This window comes from Ruegeria arenilitoris, from assembly GCF_013031355.1.
Taxonomy (GTDB): domain Bacteria; phylum Pseudomonadota; class Alphaproteobacteria; order Rhodobacterales; family Rhodobacteraceae; genus Ruegeria; species Ruegeria arenilitoris_C.
Genome location: NZ_WPZO01000001.1, coordinates 725,694 through 743,092, shown reverse-complemented (window position 1 = coordinate 743,092; position 17,399 = coordinate 725,694). Strand labels below are relative to the sequence as shown.

Annotated in this window: 14 protein-coding genes; 9 read left to right on the top strand and 5 right to left on the bottom strand. The window is 60.6% G+C overall.

From position 1 onward, the window contains the following. The first annotated feature begins 54 nt into the window (after positions 1–54). From dusB to ntrX, 5 genes are all read left to right on the top strand, one after another. The gene (dusB, locus tag GOX63_RS03630; protein WP_302477114.1) at positions 55–1,038 is read left to right on the top strand and encodes a tRNA dihydrouridine synthase DusB; all 984 of its coding nucleotides are present in this window, start codon (positions 55–57) and stop codon (positions 1,036–1,038) included. Further along, a complete protein-coding gene (locus GOX63_RS03625; RefSeq protein ID WP_170325132.1) occupies positions 1,035–2,102 on the top strand; it encodes a two-component system sensor histidine kinase NtrB in 1,068 nt (355 codons plus the stop codon). Before dusB ends, GOX63_RS03625 begins: the two co-directional genes overlap by 4 nt. Positions 2,103–2,139: 37 nt before the next feature. Beyond that, positions 2,140–3,507 (top strand): response regulator, encoded by a 1,368-nt coding sequence (locus tag GOX63_RS03620; protein ID WP_170325131.1) that lies wholly within the window; start codon positions 2,140–2,142, stop codon positions 3,505–3,507. 99 nt (positions 3,508–3,606) lie between these two features. Beyond that, a complete protein-coding gene (locus tag GOX63_RS03615; protein WP_170544791.1) occupies positions 3,607–5,895 on the top strand; it encodes a sensor histidine kinase NtrY-like in 2,289 nt (762 codons plus the stop codon). Continuing rightward, entirely contained in the window at positions 5,892–7,301 is a 1,410-nt protein-coding gene (gene ntrX / locus GOX63_RS03610; RefSeq protein ID WP_170325129.1) for a nitrogen assimilation response regulator NtrX, read from the top strand. Before GOX63_RS03615 ends, ntrX begins: the two co-directional genes overlap by 4 nt. Before the next feature lie 12 nt (positions 7,302–7,313). Here the strand turns inward: ntrX and GOX63_RS03605 are convergent, their stop codons facing one another. Next, entirely contained in the window at positions 7,314–7,796 is a 483-nt protein-coding gene (locus tag GOX63_RS03605) for a hypothetical protein (protein WP_170325128.1), read from the bottom strand. Positions 7,797–7,892: 96 nt separating this feature from the next. On the opposite strand from GOX63_RS03605, the gene trkA reads away from it, so the two are divergent. The 4 genes from trkA (at position 7,893) to hflX (ending at position 12,442) form a co-directional block, all read left to right on the top strand. Then, positions 7,893–9,269, top strand: a complete 1,377-nt coding sequence (trkA, locus tag GOX63_RS03600; RefSeq protein WP_170325127.1) for a Trk system potassium transporter TrkA — start codon at positions 7,893–7,895, stop codon at positions 9,267–9,269. Further along, complete coding sequence (locus GOX63_RS03595) at positions 9,269–10,807, top strand: TrkH family potassium uptake protein (protein ID WP_170325126.1); 1,539 nt, start codon at positions 9,269–9,271, stop codon at positions 10,805–10,807. The genes trkA and GOX63_RS03595 overlap by 1 nt, the downstream gene beginning before the upstream one ends. A 124-nt stretch (positions 10,808–10,931) precedes the next feature. Then, the gene (gene hfq, locus GOX63_RS03590) at positions 10,932–11,171 is read left to right on the top strand and encodes an RNA chaperone Hfq (RefSeq protein WP_010440340.1); all 240 of its coding nucleotides are present in this window, start codon (positions 10,932–10,934) and stop codon (positions 11,169–11,171) included. Further along, positions 11,171–12,442, top strand: a complete 1,272-nt coding sequence (gene hflX / locus GOX63_RS03585; RefSeq protein ID WP_170325125.1) for a GTPase HflX — start codon at positions 11,171–11,173, stop codon at positions 12,440–12,442. The genes hfq and hflX overlap by 1 nt, the downstream gene beginning before the upstream one ends. Positions 12,443–12,445: 3 nt before the next feature. On the opposite strand, the gene GOX63_RS03580 is transcribed toward hflX, so the two are convergent. From GOX63_RS03580 to hemB, 4 genes are all read right to left on the bottom strand, one after another. Continuing rightward, positions 12,446–12,841, bottom strand: coding sequence for a nuclear transport factor 2 family protein (locus GOX63_RS03580; RefSeq protein WP_170325124.1), 396 nt, complete (start codon positions 12,839–12,841; stop codon positions 12,446–12,448). A gap of 108 nt (positions 12,842–12,949) precedes the next feature. Then, positions 12,950–15,412: a penicillin acylase family protein gene (locus tag GOX63_RS03575; protein ID WP_170325123.1), complete on the bottom strand. Its 2,463-nt coding sequence runs from the start codon at positions 15,410–15,412 to the stop codon at positions 12,950–12,952. Between the two features lie 173 nt (positions 15,413–15,585). Further along, a complete protein-coding gene (locus tag GOX63_RS03570) occupies positions 15,586–16,161 on the bottom strand; it encodes a YSC84-related protein (RefSeq protein ID WP_170325122.1) in 576 nt (191 codons plus the stop codon). Positions 16,162–16,302: 141 nt separating this feature from the next. Further along, the gene (hemB, locus tag GOX63_RS03565; protein ID WP_170325121.1) at positions 16,303–17,301 is read right to left on the bottom strand and encodes a porphobilinogen synthase; all 999 of its coding nucleotides are present in this window, start codon (positions 17,299–17,301) and stop codon (positions 16,303–16,305) included. Positions 17,302–17,399 lie beyond the last annotated feature (98 nt).

The window sequence follows — 17,399 nt, the reverse complement described above, 5'->3', positions numbered from 1 at the left end:
TTCATATGCGCTCAATTCGATATCAAAGCCGCAACTGCCCAAGGATTAAGCACGTTGACCGTTCAACTCGCCGACAAAGACCTGAACCCGCCGGTGCTGCTGGCTCCGATGGCCGGAATCACTGATCGACCGTTCCGTGATCTGGTGATGCGCTTTGGCGCGGGCATGGTCGTCAGCGAGATGGTCGCCAGCCAGGAGATGGTGCAGGCCAAGCCCGGTGTCCGCGAGCGTGCCGAGCTGTCGGCGGATGTGGAAAATACCGCCGTGCAACTGGCCGGGCGCGAGGCACTCTGGATGGCCGAGGCTGCGCGGCAAGTGGCGGATCGCGGGGCGCGGGTGATCGACATCAACATGGGCTGCCCGGCCAAGAAGGTGACCAATGGCTATTCCGGATCGGCCTTGCTGAAAACGCCGGATCACGCGTTGACCCTAATCGAAGCGGTGGTCGGGGCCGTTGATGTGCCGGTGACCCTGAAAACCCGTTTGGGCTGGGACGACAGCCTGCTGAACGCACCCGATGTGGCGCGACGGGCGCAGGATGCTGGCATCCGTATGGTCACGATCCATGGTCGCACACGCTGTCAATTCTATAAAGGGCACGCCGACTGGCAGGCTATCCGGGCGGTGAAAGAGGCGGTCTCGATCCCCGTCATCGCCAACGGGGATATTGTGGACACCGGCACCGCGCGCACGGCTCTGGAGCAGTCAACTGCGGATGGTGTGATGGTCGGGCGCGGGGCGCAGGGCAAGCCGTGGCTGCTGGCGCAGATTTGCCATGACCTTTATGGCGCCGAGGCCCCTGACATTCCAACGGGTGACGATCTGATCGAGATGGTCCGCGCGCATTATCAGGCGATGCTGGAATTCTACGGCACCGATCTGGGCCTGCGCGTCTCGCGCAAGCATCTGGGCTGGTACATGGATGAGGCCGGAACGCCTGCTGGCTTGCGCCGCGCCGTTCTGACCTCTCGTGATACGGATGAGGTGATGCGCCTGTTGGGCGATGCGTTAAGCGTCGATGCGGAGGCCGCTGCATGACCTCGGATCAAAGCATCTGGACCTCACTGCCGGTTCCGGCCTTCATCATAGACGTTGATGATCGTATTGCCGATGTAAACTCGGCCGGAGAGGGGTTTCTGAACGCCTCGCGCAAATCGGTGATCGGGCATCCGGTCTGGGATCAGATCGCCGTGGACGCGCCGTTGGAAGAGGCTTTCCTGCGCGCACGGGCTCAGGGAACGCCGCTGTTCGTCAACGATGTGGACGCCGGGTCAGGTAACCGCGCACCGCTGCAATGTGCGCTGCAGATCGCACCGCTGGTTGGGCATCCGGGTTCGATGATCATGATCATCTCGCCGCGCGAACTGGCGGGGCGTATGACGCGGGGCAATACGGTGAAATCCGCCGCGCAATCGGCCATCGGAATGGCCGAGATGCTGGCGCATGAGATCAAGAACCCTCTAGCCGGGATCACCGGGGCGGCGCAATTGCTGAGCATGAATATTCCTCAGCAAGACCTTGAATTGACAGATCTTATCGTTGCTGAAAGCCGCCGTATCGTGAAGCTGTTGGAGCAGGTTGAGCAGTTCGGCAACCTATCGCAGCCCGATTTCAAGCCGGTCAACATTCACGACGTTTTGGACCGTGCGCGCCGTTCGGCAATGCTGGGCTTTGGCGCGCATATGACAATCATCGAGGATTACGACCCCTCGCTGCCGCTGGCTTATGGTGATCCGGACCAGTTTCTGCAGGTGGTGCTGAACCTGCTTAAGAACGCTTCGGAAGCCGCTGATCCCAAAGGCGGAACCATTCGTCTGCGGACCTATTTCGAACATTCCTTCCGCCTGCGCCGCAGTGATGGTTCCGGCCATTCGCTGCCGCTGCAGATTGAGATCATCGACGATGGTCCGGGACTGCCCGAGAAAATCCGCAGCGATGTTTTCGACCCGTTCGTTTCAGGTAAGGAAAACGGCACCGGCCTTGGGCTGGCGCTGGTCAGCAAAATCATCTCGGACCATGACGGCTGGATTTCGGCCGACTCGGTGCCGGGCCGCACGGTGTTCCGCATCTCGCTGAGGCGGGCGCCGAAAGACGAAACATAAACAGCCGACAAGAGCAGAGATACAAGGAGAGCACCCGATGGATGGCACAGTACTGGTCGCAGATGACGACCGCACGATCCGCACCGTTCTGACTCAGGCCCTGACGCGGGCGGGGTGCAAGGTTCACGCCACATCCTCGCTGACCACGCTGATGCGCTGGGTTGGTGAAGGCAAGGGCGACGTGGTGATCTCGGACGTGGTCATGCCGGATGGCAACGGGTTGGAGATGCTACCGAAGATTGCGCAGGATCGCCCCGGTTTGCCAGTCATCGTGATCTCGGCCCAGAACACGATCATGACAGCGATTCAGGCGGCTGAGGCGGATGCCTATGATTATCTGCCTAAACCCTTCGATCTGCCGGATTTGATGAAACGCACCGCGCGGGCGCTGGAGCAGAAACAGCGCGCGCCTGCCGAAGTGATCGAAACCAGCGACGATCGCCCAGAGGAGCTGCCTCTGGTCGGGCGAACCCCGGTGATGCAAGCTCTTTACCGGCTGGTTGCTCGGGTGATGAATACCGATCTTTCGGTGATGATTTCCGGTGAAAGTGGCACGGGTAAGTCTTTGATAGCGCGCGCTATTCACGACTTCTCGGACCGTCGCACTTTGCCGTTTGTGACGGCGACTGCAGCTGACCTGCGGGATCTGGAAGGTCCGGCGCGGGTGATGGCGCGGGTACGCGGTGGCACGCTGCTGATTGATGAGATCGCAGATATCGAGGACGAGTTGCAGGCCCGCATCGTGCGCATGATGGACACGCCCGGCGACCACGTGCCGCGTTTCATGGCCACCAGCCAATCGGACCTGACCGAAGCGATGGAGAGCGGGCAGGTGCGTCAGGACCTCTACTATCGTCTGTGTGGCGCAACGGTGCATGTGCCGGCCCTGCGGGAACGGGTGGATGATATTACGCTGCTGGCTGATCACTTTCTGGCACGGGAAGAGCGCGAGCACGGCACCAAACGCTGGCTTAGCCCCGATGCGGTAGAACTGGTGCGGCGCTATTCCTGGCCGGGCAACGTGCGGCAGTTGGAGAACGCCATCCGCCGTCTGAGCCTGACCAGTCGCGCCGATGAAATCTCGAAGGCCGAGGTTGAAATGGTGCTGGGAAGCCAGCCCGAGGCCGAACCGGTTCTGGGCGACGGTGAGCGCGAGAAATTGTCGGCCTCAGTGGCGCGCCATCTGCGTCGGTATTTTGACCTGCACGGCAATTTGTTGCCGCCTCCGGGCCTGTATCAACGCATTCTGCGCGAGGTCGAGGCGCCTTTGATCGAGTTGGCGCTGGACGCAACCGGCGGAAATCAGGCGAAATGTGCGGATCTGCTGGGGATCAACCGAAATACGCTGCGGAAAAAAATTACAGATCTCGATATTCAGGTGACACGCCGACGCAAACTGATGTAATATCGCCACACAAATTGTGGCATCCGGGTTCGCATCCGGCAAGGACCACGACATATGGCGGTACGTCGCACAAGCGACACATCAGGATGAGGGCAGACGGTGGCAACCCGGGCACAGAGCGGGCCGATTCCAGCGATCAATCGGTGGCGGAAATCCCGAAAACTGCGCAATTTCGGCACTTTGGGGCTGGTTCTTCTAGGCCCTGCCTTGGCGCTTTCCACTTATCTTGTCATTGGTCCGTTTGATCTGGGGGCGACGGCCCCCACGCTGCGCCTGATCCTTCTTGCAGACCTGGTTTATGTGTTGGTTGTCGCCGCTCTGGTTCTGGGGCAGGTCGGCAGTCTGATCGCCGCCCGCCGGGCGAAATCGGCGGGTTCCCGTTTGCACCTTCGTCTGATCGGCGCATTTACGCTGTTGGCGCTGGTGCCAACCGTGACCGTTGCGATCTTTGCGGGCCTGACGGTGAATATCGGCCTTGAAGGGTGGTTTTCGGATCGTGTGCGTCAAGTTGTGGGCTCATCCCTGACTGCGGCCGAGGCTTACGAGCTGGAACACCGTCAGGGTCTGACCCAGGACGCCGTTGTGTTGGCGCGGTTCCTCGATACTGCCCGTGCGCGGGACTTTTACATCTCGGACGCAGAACTGCGCGAGGTTCTGGCGCAGGGACAAGCGCAAATCCAGCGCGGCCTGCGTGAAGCCTATGTGATTGATGGCAGCGGAGAAATCCGGTCGCGCGGAGATCGGTCCTACCTATTTGATTACGAAACGCCCACACCTGAGCAGATGGTCGAAGCCACTGACAACGGGTTTGTGATCATAGCTGACTGGCAAAACAACGAGTTCCGCGCGTTGGTCCCGCTGCAGGCCTATCTGGACCGGTATCTCTATGTCAGCCGCGAGGTGGATGGGCAGTTGCTGACACTGCTGGATGACACCAAGGAAACGGCGCAATTCTATCAGCAGCTGGAAAGCGAGCGGGGTCGGGTGCTTTTCGAATTCGGTCTATTGTATCTGGGTTTTGCGGTGATCCTCATTCTGGCGGCGGTGTCGTTGGGTATGTGGTTCGCCGAGCGCCTGTCGCGCCCTGTTGGGCGGCTGACCACCGCGGCACAGCGCGTCGGTGCAGGCGACCTGAGCGTGCAGGTGATCGAAGAGGCCAATGATGACGAGATTGCCATGTTGGGCCGGTATTTCAACCAGATGACGCGGCAACTTAAAGGACAACGCGATACTCTGCTGGAAAACACCCGCCAGATCGAGCGCCGTCGGAGACTGTTCGATTCGGTCCTCAGCTCGGTGACCTCGGGCGTGGTTGGTGTTGACCCGGATGGCTGTGTGACGTTTGTGAACCGCTCGGCCGAGCGTCTGCTGGACTGGGCGCATGTGGACGAGAAGTTGTCGATCGGTATCGCGGTGCCCGAGTTCCTGCCTCTGTTCGAAAGCCTCAAGGAAAGCGGGCAGGAGGCGGTGCAGGGTGAGATCAAGGTCACCCGCAAGGGGCAGCTGGAAAACCTGCTGGTGCGCATGGCCACGCGGCGCGGCGAAGATGGCGGGCTGGAAGGGTATGTGGTTGCCTTTGACGACGTGACCGATCTGGTCAGCGCGCAGCGGATGGCCGCGTGGGGCGACGTGGCGCGGCGTATTGCGCATGAGATCAAGAACCCGCTGACCCCCATCCAATTGAGCGCCGAGCGGATCAAACGCAAATTCTCACGCAAGCTGAATGAAGAGGATTGCGACAGCCTCGAATCCATGACCGACGTGATCGTGCGGCAGACCAATGACCTGCGGCGGATCGTGGATGAGTTTTCGAAATTCGCGCGGATGCCAGAGCCGGATCGGCGTGAGGAAGACGTGGTCGGACTGGTGCGCGAGGCCGTGCTGTTGCAGCAGGCCGGACAGCCGGATGTTCAGATCGATGCCTCTCTGCCGGATCATCCGGTCCTGGCGGATCTGGACGCGACGATGCTGAATCAGGCGCTGACCAATCTTATCAAGAACGCAGGTGAGGCCATTGAAACCTTGAAGAAAAAAGGCCCACCAGACAATCTGAAGCCACAGATCAAAGTGGACGTGACCAGCGACGATGCGGGGACGGTCATTACCATTGCGGATAACGGCATCGGCCTGCCCGAAGACCGGGCACGCCTGTTCGAGCCGTACGTCACCACACGGGACGAGGGCACAGGTCTGGGCCTGCCCATCGTCAAGAAGATCATCGAAGAACATGGCGGAGCGCTCACACTTGAAGACGCGCCCGTCTTTGACGGACAGGACCATTTCGGTGCGATGGCCGTAATCCGTTTACCGGGAGGCAATTTCTCTCCGACCGCAGCGCCACATAAGCAGGCAATTCATACAAACAAACTGAAAGCAGGCCAAAGATGAGCGACATTCTGATCGTAGATGACGAACGCGATATTCGCGAACTGGTGTCCGACATTCTGGAGGACGAAGGCTATTCAACCCGGTTGGCCGGCAACTCGGACGAGTGCATGGCCGAGATCAATTCCGAACCGCCGGGGCTGTTGATTCTGGATATCTGGCTGAAGGACAGCCGGATGGACGGGATTGATATCCTCAAGGCAGTGAAACGCGATAACCCGGACGTGCCGGTGGTGATCATTTCCGGCCACGGCAATATCGAAATCGCGGTGGCAGCTATCAAACAGGGCGCTTACGACTTTATCGAAAAGCCCTTTAACATCGACCAGCTGATGGTGGTGATCCGCCGCGCGATGGAGACCTCTCGCCTGCGCCGTGAGAATGCCTCGCTCAAGCGCAAGGAAGTCACCAGTTCCGACATGATCGGTAAATCTGCCGCCTTCCGCGCGATGCAGAGCCAACTGGACAAGGTGACCAAATCCAATGGCCGCGTGATGCTGAGCGGTCCGGCCGGGTCAGGCAAGGAAATCGCCGCGCGCTATATCCACGCCCATTCCAACCGCGCCAACGCGCCCTTCGTGACGGTGAACTGCGCCGGGATTGAGCCTGAGCGCGTTGAAGAAGTGCTGTTCGGACGTGAGTCCTCGGAACGCGGTATCGAATCCGGCCTGCTGGAAGAGGCCCATGGCGGCGTGGTCTATTTCGATGAGGTTGCGGATATGCCCTTGGGCACGCAATCCAAGATCCTGCGCGTACTGGTCGATCAGCAATTCCAGCGCGTCGGCGGTTCGGACAAGGTGCGGGTTGATCTACGGGTGATCTCCTCCACTAACCGCGATCTGGATCATGAAATTGCCGCCGACCGTTTCCGCGAAGAGCTGTACCACCGCCTGAACGTGGTCCCGATCGCAGTGCCGTCGCTGGAGGAGCGGCGCGAGGACATTCCGGTTTTGGCGCAGCATTTCATTGAGATGTGCAACGAATCTCAGGGTCTGGCCTTGCGCGAAATCTCAGAGGAGGCCGTGGCGCTGTTGCAGACCATGACTTGGCCGGGCAACGTGCGCCAGCTCAAGAACCTGATCGAGCGTGTGTTGATCCTGGGCGACGGCGCCGGACCGATCGAAGCCAAGGAACTGCCGACCGAAGAGGAAAAGACCGACGATTCGGGCCGCGTTGTGCTGTCGGGTGCCCTTGCGACCCTGCCGCTGCGCGAGGCACGCGAGGCGTTCGAACGGGAATACCTGCTGACCCAGATCAACCGCTTTGGTGGCAATATCAGCCGCACTGCCAGCTTTGTCGGGATGGAGCGCAGCGCGCTTCACCGCAAGCTCAAGTCGCTGGGAGTGGTGACCTCGAACAAATCCGGTGCGCGGGTAGCGCAACTGGACGAACCGGAACCGGCGGAGTAATCCGCCGGGCCGTTACCCGGCCTGACCGGGTGTGATGATCTGGAACGACCCGTTGTCGAACTTCACGTAGCAGGACTCGGTGCTCAGCGGCGGCAATGTCGTCGTCGGCGCAGCCTGTACCCGTGATTTTACGTTCTGTCTGCAGGGTGGCAGGCTGACCGGGCGAAATCCCTTTTGGGCCATGCATTGTGCTTCGACCTGATTGCGCAGCCCTTGGTTGACGTCGACGGTGTACACGTTCCCCGGTTGCCACCAGCCGGACGTGCGGTGACAACGCCCTCGGCCATCGCAATAGGTGCGGCCAGGCCAGTAGGTGGGTGGGCTTTGCCGCACCTGATTGGCCACCGGAACGTCTTCAAGTGCCAGAACCTGGCATTGCGTGGTCTCGGATTGCATACGCGATACGCTTTCGCCCTCGCGGTAATACAGCGGAAGCGGGCCGCTGCATCCAGACAGCGCGATCATCGGAATAAGCAATCGAAGTATTGATTTCATGGGCTTATCTTGCCTTAGCTTTGCGAGTATGACAATTCAATTGACCGCTTTGGGGGCATCTGTCATTCAAAGATTTCAGGCAGAAGGGCCAAAAACATGAAGGTCATAATTTGCGGTGCCGGTCAGGTTGGCTGGCAGATTGCACGGCACCTGTCGGGCGAACTCAACGACGTAACGGTGGTGGACAACAACCCCGACCTTGTGCGCCGCGCGACCGAGACGCTGGATGTGCAGGGGATCGCTGGGTTTGCCAGCTATCCGGATGTTCTGGACCGGGCAGGGGCTCGGGATGCCGACATGATCATCGCCGCAACCCATTCGGACGAGGTGAACATGGTCACCTGTCAAATGGCGCACTCGGTGTTCTCGATCCAGCGCAAGATCGCGCGCTTGCGGTCGAAATCCTACCTCGAGGCGATCCACTCGGACCTGTACCGCCGCGACCACCTGCCCATCGACGTGGTGATTAGCCCCGAACGCGAGGTGGCCGCCGCCGCCATGCGCCGCCTGTCTGCGCCTTCGGCCTTCGACACCGAAATGTTCATGGACGGCAAGGCGCAGCTGCTGGGCATCCGCATCGACGAGGACTGCCCGATCATAAACACGCCTTTGCGTCAGTTGACGGATCTTTTTTCAACGCTCAGCTCGATTGTCGTGGGCGTCCGGCGCGACGGCAGCCTGTTTGCCCCGGAATCCGAGGACCAGCTGTTTGTCGGCGATGAATGTTATGTCTTTACCAACGTCAAAGACGTGGACCGCACGATGGAGGTCTTTGGCAAGACGCAAAAGAAACAGGATCGCGTTGTGATCGTAGGCGGCGGCAACGTCGGGCTTGAGGTCGCGCGAACGCTGGAAGAACGCGAAAGCCGGGTGCGTGCCAAGATCATCGAGCGCGACCGTCAAAGCGCCGAACTGGCTGCCGAGGCGCTGGAACGCACAATTGTTCTGAACGGTGATGGTCTGGACGCGGCCTTGCTGCGCGAGGCCGGGATTGAGCGCGCGGATGCGATGCTGGCGGTCACCGATGACGACCGCGCCAACATGCTGGCCGCCGTCCGCGCCAAGGCTGAAGGCTGCGCGCTGGCGATTGCGCTGATCAATGATCCCAGCATGGTGGCGCTGATGGGCCCGCTTGGGATCGACGCCTATATCAACCCGCGCGCTACCACGGTCAGCTCGATCCTGCGGCACATCCGGCACGGGCGTGTGCGTCAGGTCTATTCCATCGGCGATGCCGAGGCCGAAGTGATCGAGGCCGAAGTGTTGTCGACCTCTCCTATGGCCGGACAGAAACTGCGCGATATCGACTTCCCCGAAGGTGTTCTGGTGGGTGCGGTGCGCAAGGGCGATGACTTGTTGCGCCCCACCGGTAGCTTGCGGATCGAGGAAAAAGACGTGTTGGCGATCTTTGCCATGGCCAAGGACGTCCCCGAGGTCGAACGGCTGATGCAGGTTTCGATCGATTTCTTCTGATGATACGCGCGGGGACACAACGGATCGGGCTGGTGCGGCGTTTGCCGCTGTTTTTGCTGATCTGGGGTGTCGTGTCCTTGTCGATGTGGATTCCCGCGATCTATGCGCTGGCGCTGAATAACCACGATGCCTCGCGGTCGTTTTTCTATTCTGGCCTGCTGGGGTTATTCGTGGTGGCGACGATTGCGATGGCGTCATCCAGCCGGGTGCCTCGCCGGGGAACGCTGGGGCAACTGGCGGTGCTGTTGGGCTGTTTCACCGTCCTGCCGCTGTTCCTTGCCATTCCGCTGCATGATGCCTTGGGGAACACGACGTTTCTGAACGCCTATTTCGATATGGTCAGCGCGCTGACGACCACGGGCGCCGACATTTTCCCTGATCCCGACCGCCTGACGGCTCCGCTGCATTTGTGGCGTGCGTTGGTGGGCTGGATGGGCGGTCTATTGATGTGGATTTCGGCGGCAGCGATCCTGGCGCCGCTGTCTCTGGGCGGATTCGAGGTAACCGCGCGCGGGCAGCCGGGCCGTCCGGTCTCGGGCGTGGCGCAAAGCGAAAAGGTCGATCCGCGCGGGCGTCTGATCCGGGTGACGCTGACACTGACTCCGGTTTATGCAGGGCTGACGGCGGTGATCTGGCTGCTGCTGGTGATCGCGGGCGAGGAGGGGCTGACCGCCATCTGCCATGCCATGTCCACGATGGCCACGTCCGGTATTTCGCCGGTAGGCGGGCTCGAGGGGGCGCAGGCCGGCATCACAGGTGAGGCGATCCTGTTCCTGTTCTTATTCTTCGCGTTGTCGCGGCTGACCTTTTCCACGGATACGGCCACAACGGGGTATTCGCGGCTGGACAAGGACCCTGAATTTCGGATCGGCCTTTTGATCGTGATTGCCGTTGCCACGTTGCTGTTCTTCCGCGTGTGGGCCGGGGTCAACGAAATCGGCGGTACGCTGAACCCGACCGATGCCGTCAAGGTGTTCTGGGGTATGGTGTTTACGGCGTTGTCCTTCCTGACCACCGCCGGGTTCGAAAGCGCCAACTGGAATGACGCACAGCAGCTATCGGGGCTTGGTACGCCCGGTCTGATCCTGATCGGACTGGCCTTGATCGGCGGTGGCGTCGCGACCACCGCGGGCGGGGTCAAATTGCTGCGGGTGTTCGCGCTGTACCTGAACGGCGCGCGCGAGATTGACCGCCTGATCTATCCCTCATCGGTCAGTGGCGAGGGCGGCGGCAACCGGCGCATCCAAAGCGACGGTGCGTTCATCGCCTGGATATTTCTGATGATGTTCGCGCTGACGGCCGCGCTGTTTAACCTTTTGCTTGGCTTGATGGGGGCAGGGTTCGAGCAGGCCATGGTGCTGACCGTCGCGTCGCTCAGCACCACGGGTCCGTTGATCGAACTGGCGACAGATATTCCGATCCGGGTCGTGGACCTGTCTGCCGGGGCCAAGCTGACCATGTGCGCGGCGATGGTGATCGGGCGGCTGGAAACGCTGGCGATCATTGCATTGATTACGCCAAGCCTCTGGCGGGACTAAGATTAAACAGTTGCGCAATGCCTGATTTTTGATCTGGAAACTCTGTTAACTCCACTCCATACTCAGCCAGAGGGAGCGCGTTGGTCCGCAGCGCGTAGCAAGAACAACGGCGAGATAATAAAATATGGCTTCGGACAGACAGAATCTTCAGGACGCGTTCCTGAACAATGTACGGAAAGCAAAGGTACCGGTCACAATTTTCCTGATCAACGGTGTGAAATTGCAGGGCGTGATCACTTGGTTCGATAATTTCTGCGTGTTGCTGCGCCGCGACGGACAGTCGCAGCTGGTCTATAAGCACGCGATTTCGACCATCATGCCATCGCAGCCGATCAGCCTGTATGAGGGCGAAGACGCCTCTTGATGGAACATGACAGGACGCGCACCCGGGCCTGGGTGCTGCATCCGGAAATCAAATCAGATGAACAGCGCCGCGTCCCCGAACCGGCGCTGGAAGAGGCGGTCGCCCTGGCCGCCGCGTTGCCCGATCTGGATGTGATCGGGTCTGAGATCGTGCGCCTGCAACGTGCCCAGCCGGGGTTGTTGTTCGGCAGTGGCAAGATCGAGGAACTGGCCGAGCGTCTGCACGACAACGAGATTGAACTGGTGCTGATCGATGGCCCGGTTTCACCGGTTCAGCAGCGCAATCTTGAAAAGGCGTGGAAGGTCAAAATCCTCGACCGGACCGGGTTGATTTTGGAGATTTTCAGCGACCGCGCCCGCACCCGAGAGGGTGTTTTGCAGGTCGAGATGGCTGCGCTCAGCTATCAACGCACGCGCCTTGTGCGGGCCTGGACCCACTTGGAACGTCAACGGGGCGGTTTGGGATTTGTCGGTGGTCCCGGTGAAACTCAGATCGAGGCTGACCGCCGCGCCATCGACGAGCAACTGGTGCGTCTGCGTCGCCAGTTACAGAAGGTGGTCAAAACTCGCACGCTGCATCGCGCCGCGCGGGCCAAGGTGCCGTATCCGATTGTTGCGTTGGTGGGCTATACCAACGCCGGTAAGTCCACACTGTTCAACCGCCTGACCGGGGCTGATGTGATGGCCAAGGACATGCTTTTCGCCACGCTTGACCCGACCATGCGCCGGGTCGAACTGCCCGATGGCCCCGAGGTGATCCTGTCGGATACGGTGGGGTTCATCTCGAACCTGCCGACGGAACTGGTCGCGGCCTTCCGGGCAACGCTGGAAGAAGTTCTGGGCGCCGATATCGTCGTCCATGTCCGGGATATCAGCCACGAAGAGACCGACGCGCAGGCACAGGATGTCGAGGCGATCCTGACCTCGTTGGGTGTCGATGACGAACGACTCCGGTTGGAGGTCTGGAACAAGATCGACCTGCTGAATGACGACGAGCGTGAGGCCGCCTTTAAACGTGCTGACCGAGATCCGTCGATTTTTGCCATTTCTGCGGTGACCGGAGAGGGAGTTGACCCTCTGCTGGCTGAGATTGCCACCAAGCTGCAGGGCGCGCGCCACGAAGAGACGCTGACACTGGGCTTTGCCGAGGGCAATAAGCGCGCATGGTTGTTCCGGCAGGATGTGGTGCGGTCCGAAAAGCAGACCGAGGACGGGTTTGAGATCACTGTGCTTTGGACCGATAAGCAGTCGGCACAGTTCGCGGCGCTTTAGAGGTCAGGCGCCGTCGATCTGGCGTTGCATATCCTCGACATCGAACCATCCCTTCGAGAACAACACCTTGTGGTTTTCGCTCAGGTCCCATTCTTCCCATCCGCGCGTCAGGACATAGTTGCCGGTTTTCGCGTGATGGCCTTCGAACGTCCAGACAAAGATCGCGTGATGACCAGCCCACCGCATCATATCGCAGCGGAGTTCAAGATCGGGGAAATCGGATTGAAACCCGCGCGCCATCTCGGCGATTGCCGCCCGACCTTGCAACGTCTCGGATCGATTCATAACCATCTGCCCATCGGGCGCAAAGAAATCGGCTACGGCATTCGGGTCGCCCGAGCTCCAGGCGATAGCGTAGTCGCGTGCGAGATTGTTCAGCCTATCCCGTATACTTGCCATTTGTGCCCCCTGGTCCCAACCCTTTGGTGCCCAGATCGTAGGCGAAAAGGCGGGTCGGCGTCCACGGCACCCAAAAAAAGGGGCAAGGTCCTGCCGAAACAGGCGAAATCAGCGCGGGATCAGGTTCGTCACACCAACAGCAGCGGCGCGCGCCAGATCGAGGTCCAGCGACATGGGGATGTACTCTCCGCGCCGCCACAACTGCGCCTGATCGTCGTAGTATCGCGACAGGAAATGGCCCGACTGACCGGTGGCAGTGATAAAGACCGAGCTGTCCGGATCGGCAAAGTCATAGACCCCGCGGTAGCCTGCACCGTGGACGTTTAGGAACGGGTTTTTGCCTTCACCCGAGGTACGCCCGCGCAGCAGGGTGTTGTCACCACCGCTGGTGGATTGGCGGATGTTCACAAAGAAGCGCAGCACCGGGACGGTACCCAGAACCGGATGATCATGGGTGGCCTGATGCGCGTCGCCCCAGCGCAGGGACTCCAGAGCGCTGCCGTAGTTCTCGGAAATCCAGATCAGTGCGTCGTCCAGAGCCAACCGCGCCATGTCTGTGCAGGTTTCAGTCGGAGCACTCTGGCGCACGTCACACCAGACCGATGCGCCATCGATATCGCGGTAAACACGTTCGATAAACAGCGGCTCGACATGCTTGTATTCGGCAGCCAGCGGCCCGAGATCGTCCGAGATCAGCCGGATCTGCAATGCCCGCAGCCACGCGGCATAGATCAACGGCTCTGGTAGGTGTTCGTTCATCTCGCCGTTCCACTCGGCAAGCAGAGACAGGGCGATCTGGCGCTGGCGTTCGGGCGTACCCTCGGGGGCGGAGGCTCCGGTAAACCAAAGGTCGGCCCCGATCAGTGGCAGCAGTGAGCGCGCGGTGAAGCTGACGGTATCCAGCTGCGCCTCGATAAAGCTGTCGCGCGTGTGGACCTCGCGCGATTGCATCAGGCGTTCCCAGCGGTGCACGCGCTGGGTGTCGCCCCATTCATAGGACACATGTTCAGGGAACGGGCGGTCGATGATCTTGTTGTTGGTGTTGCCCAGAATGCCCCCCACAGGAGCCACGAATTCCGGGTTGTCGGCATAGGGCAGGCGGCCCTGCCACAGGTTTTCGGCCAGCCAGCCGGGTGTCGGGATGCGGCCCCGGCTTTGGTTGCGCAGGTCGCGTTTCGGCATGGCTCCGATCAGCTTTAGGCCGATCGTGTCCTTGTCCACCAGTGACAGGTTTTGCGAGGGCGCGATGAACAGCTCGGCCGCGTCGATGCCTTGCCGGACAGTGTCGGCATTCATCAGCGCCATCGACGCCGTCATCGACGTATCGCGAGGGCTGAGCGCCGTCCACGACAGTGACGCGACATGGCCCGGTGGTGTGATCGTCTCAAGATTATAGTGGCTGCCGGGCAGGACCGGGCCGTTTTCCGTCCAGCGCAGAGTCAGGGTGATCGGGGCCTCGTCCTTGATTTCGATGATCGAAGGACGGGAGCGGAATGTCTTGTAGCCGTCAGGCGTCAGGTATTCCTCGGGGTTTTCCGGGTTCAGTTGCTCGATATGCACATCCTGATCGTCCAGATACGAGGATGTCAGACCCCAGCCCAGCCGATCACTGCGCCCGGCCATAATGGCGGGAATGCCGGGGACGGTCGCGCCGATTACGCCGCCTTTGGCCAGTTCCAGCCGGGCCAGATACCAGATGCCCGGCGCGGTGAGGCCTAGATGTGGATCATTGGCCAGCAACGTGCCACCGCTGGCCGAGCGCGAAGGGGCCGCGGTCCAGGCGTTTGACGCCCCGGCCAGCCCGCGTTTGGGGAAGGGCGACAGCGGGCTGTCGGGCATCGGTGTACCGCGGGCATAGCGGGGCAAGCCAGGAAATAGCGCAGCATATTCGGGCAGGGCTGCGATACCGGCGCCCGGAACATCCGGAAGGATATCGGCCAGCCGCGCGGGATCGTTCAGCATCAGCGAAGTACGGGCGCGCAGAACTTCGTCCTCAAGATGGCCGGACAGTTGCAGGCTCATCAGTTTGATCACGGCGATGCTGTCGCCGGGTTGCCACGGGGACACGGGCGCGTTGAACAGGAACATCTCGGGCGCGCCGCGGCCAAGGGCGGCTTCGTTGATCTCATCCAGTCGCGCGTTCACCCCGGCGGCATAAGCCCGCAGTGCGGCCTTGGTGTAATCGTCCTGAACGTCGACCGAGCGGTGGGCCAGCCCGTACAGGTCCAGACGACGCAGCAGCTTGTCGATATGAAGGGTTCGGGTACCGAAAACTTCGGACAGGCGGCCCTGTGCGGTGCGGCGCATCACGGTCATCTGCCACAGGCGATCCTGCGCGTGGGCGTAGCCAAGACCAAAGAATACGTCCGGATCATTCTCGGCCAGAATATGGGGGACGTTTGCCGTGTCGCGGATGATCTCGACCGGGGCGCTCAGACCATTGACTTCAACAGTCTGATCGTAGTCCGGCAGCGATTGGCTGGCCAGAAAATACACCAGTGCCACAGCGGCAAGAGCCAGCAGGACCAGACCTGTTGTGAGACGCAACAGCCAGCGAAAAACGAAACCCATTTGTGGTCTTTAATCCCGATCCATTTTCGATTTCGGCAAGATTAGTGGATGGCCGGGCTGACCGAAAGAGGAACAGCCCGGGAATATCCCTGTTTCCAGAACTATAAATGAAAAACCCCGCCACAGTGGGGCTGTTGGCGGGGACCGTTCGAGGGGCGCGTGGTAGCCCGGAGTTACGGAATGATCCGTGTGTATTTGGTGCCTTCGACGGTGGCGCCGAATTTCAAACCGGCTTGCCCGAATACGACTGCCAACACAGGCGAGCGCAGCGTCGTTGTGTCCGTGGACAGGGAACTTCCTGTTGCATCAACGACATAGCCAATGTCAGCACCGGCGGTCCATCCGCTGGAGCGGCGGAAATCATTCAGTGCGTCCTGCGTCATGAAGAACAGGACGTGTGCATATTGCTGGGCGCCGATTTGCAGGCCCGCGGTTCCGGAAACTGCGGAATAGTAATCAACCGTTGCGCCCTGAATGCGCAACGCGCCCTGGCCGTAGGCGCCGCCAAAGAAGATTAATCCGGCGTCGGTGATCAGTGGCATAACCAACATGCCGGTGGCTTTGTTGGCGATCTCAACCGTGTTGGGATATTTCGCATACATCTCGGCAAGCGTGGCGTCGACGCGCGCATCGATTTTGGCGGCGTTGGAACTGCCGACGCCATTGCCGCAGGCTGCGGTTACCGTCAAACCGGCCATGCCAAAGGCAAAGCCACGACGGCTCAGTCGGGGTGCGTTGGAACTGCTCATGTTTTTTTCTCTGTACTACTGCCTGATATGTCGGGTGTTCCCGATCTTATGTGCAAGAATACGCCGATTGCGGCTGCGTGTCACGGGAAAGCTGCGTGACCGCAGATCACAATCGGCGAAAAATTGCGACAATCTGGGGTTTTAGCCCTGCAGGATGCGGGCGACCTCGGGCGCGAAATAGGTCAGGATGCCGTCGCAACCTGCGCGCTTGAACGCCAGCAGGCTTTCCAGCATCACCTTCTCACCATCGATCCAACCGTTCTGTGCGGCGGCCTGGATCATCGCGTATTCCCCCGACACCTGATAGGCATAGGTCGGTGCGCCAAAGGCGTCCTTCACGCGGCGACAGATATCCAGATAGGGCATCCCCGGCTTGATCATCACCATGTCGGCGCCCTCGGTCAGGTCGCGTTCGATCAGGCGCAGGGCTTCGTTCGAATTGGCCGGGTCCATCTGATAGGTCTTCTTGTCGCCGGTCAGCGCGCCCGAGGCCCCCACCGCATCGCGGAACGGTCCATAAAAGGCGCTGGCGTATTTCGCGGCATAGCTGAGGATCATCACGTTCTGATGTCCTGCCGATTCCAGTGCCCGGCGCATCTCACCGATGCGGCCGTCCATCATGTCGGACGGGCCGATGATATCGGCCCCGGCTTCTGCCTGCGCGAGGGTCATCTTGACCAACGCCTCGACCGTCTTGTCGTTCACAATTTCGCCATCGACGACGTAACCGTCATGCCCATTGACGTTGTAGGGGTCCAGCGCCACATCGGTCATCACCGCGATATCGGGGGCCGCAGCCTTGATCGCGCGGATGGCGCGGTTGGAAAGGTTGTCTGGGTTCCAGGCCTCGGCGCAATCCTCGGTCTTCAGGCTGGGATCGGTGTAGGGAAAGATGCAAATGGCCGGAATGCCCATCGCCTGCGCCTCAACCGCAGCTTTGGCGATCAGATCGACCGAGCGGCGCACCACGCCGGGCATCGAGGGCACTGGCTCTTCCACACCCTCGCCGTCGCGCACGAAGACCGGCCAGATCAGGTCATCTGTAGTCAGCGTGTTTTCCCGAACAAGCCCGCGAACAGCCTGTGATTGGCGCGCCCGGCGGAACCGGGTCAGGGGATAGGGGGCGATGGTCGGTTTCATGTCGCGCTCTCCTTGAATATTTTCGCATTGGGTGGCATGAATTCCACGTGGTCTCAAGGGTTAGGATCAACGCACCTATGCGAAAAAGCCCATCAGGA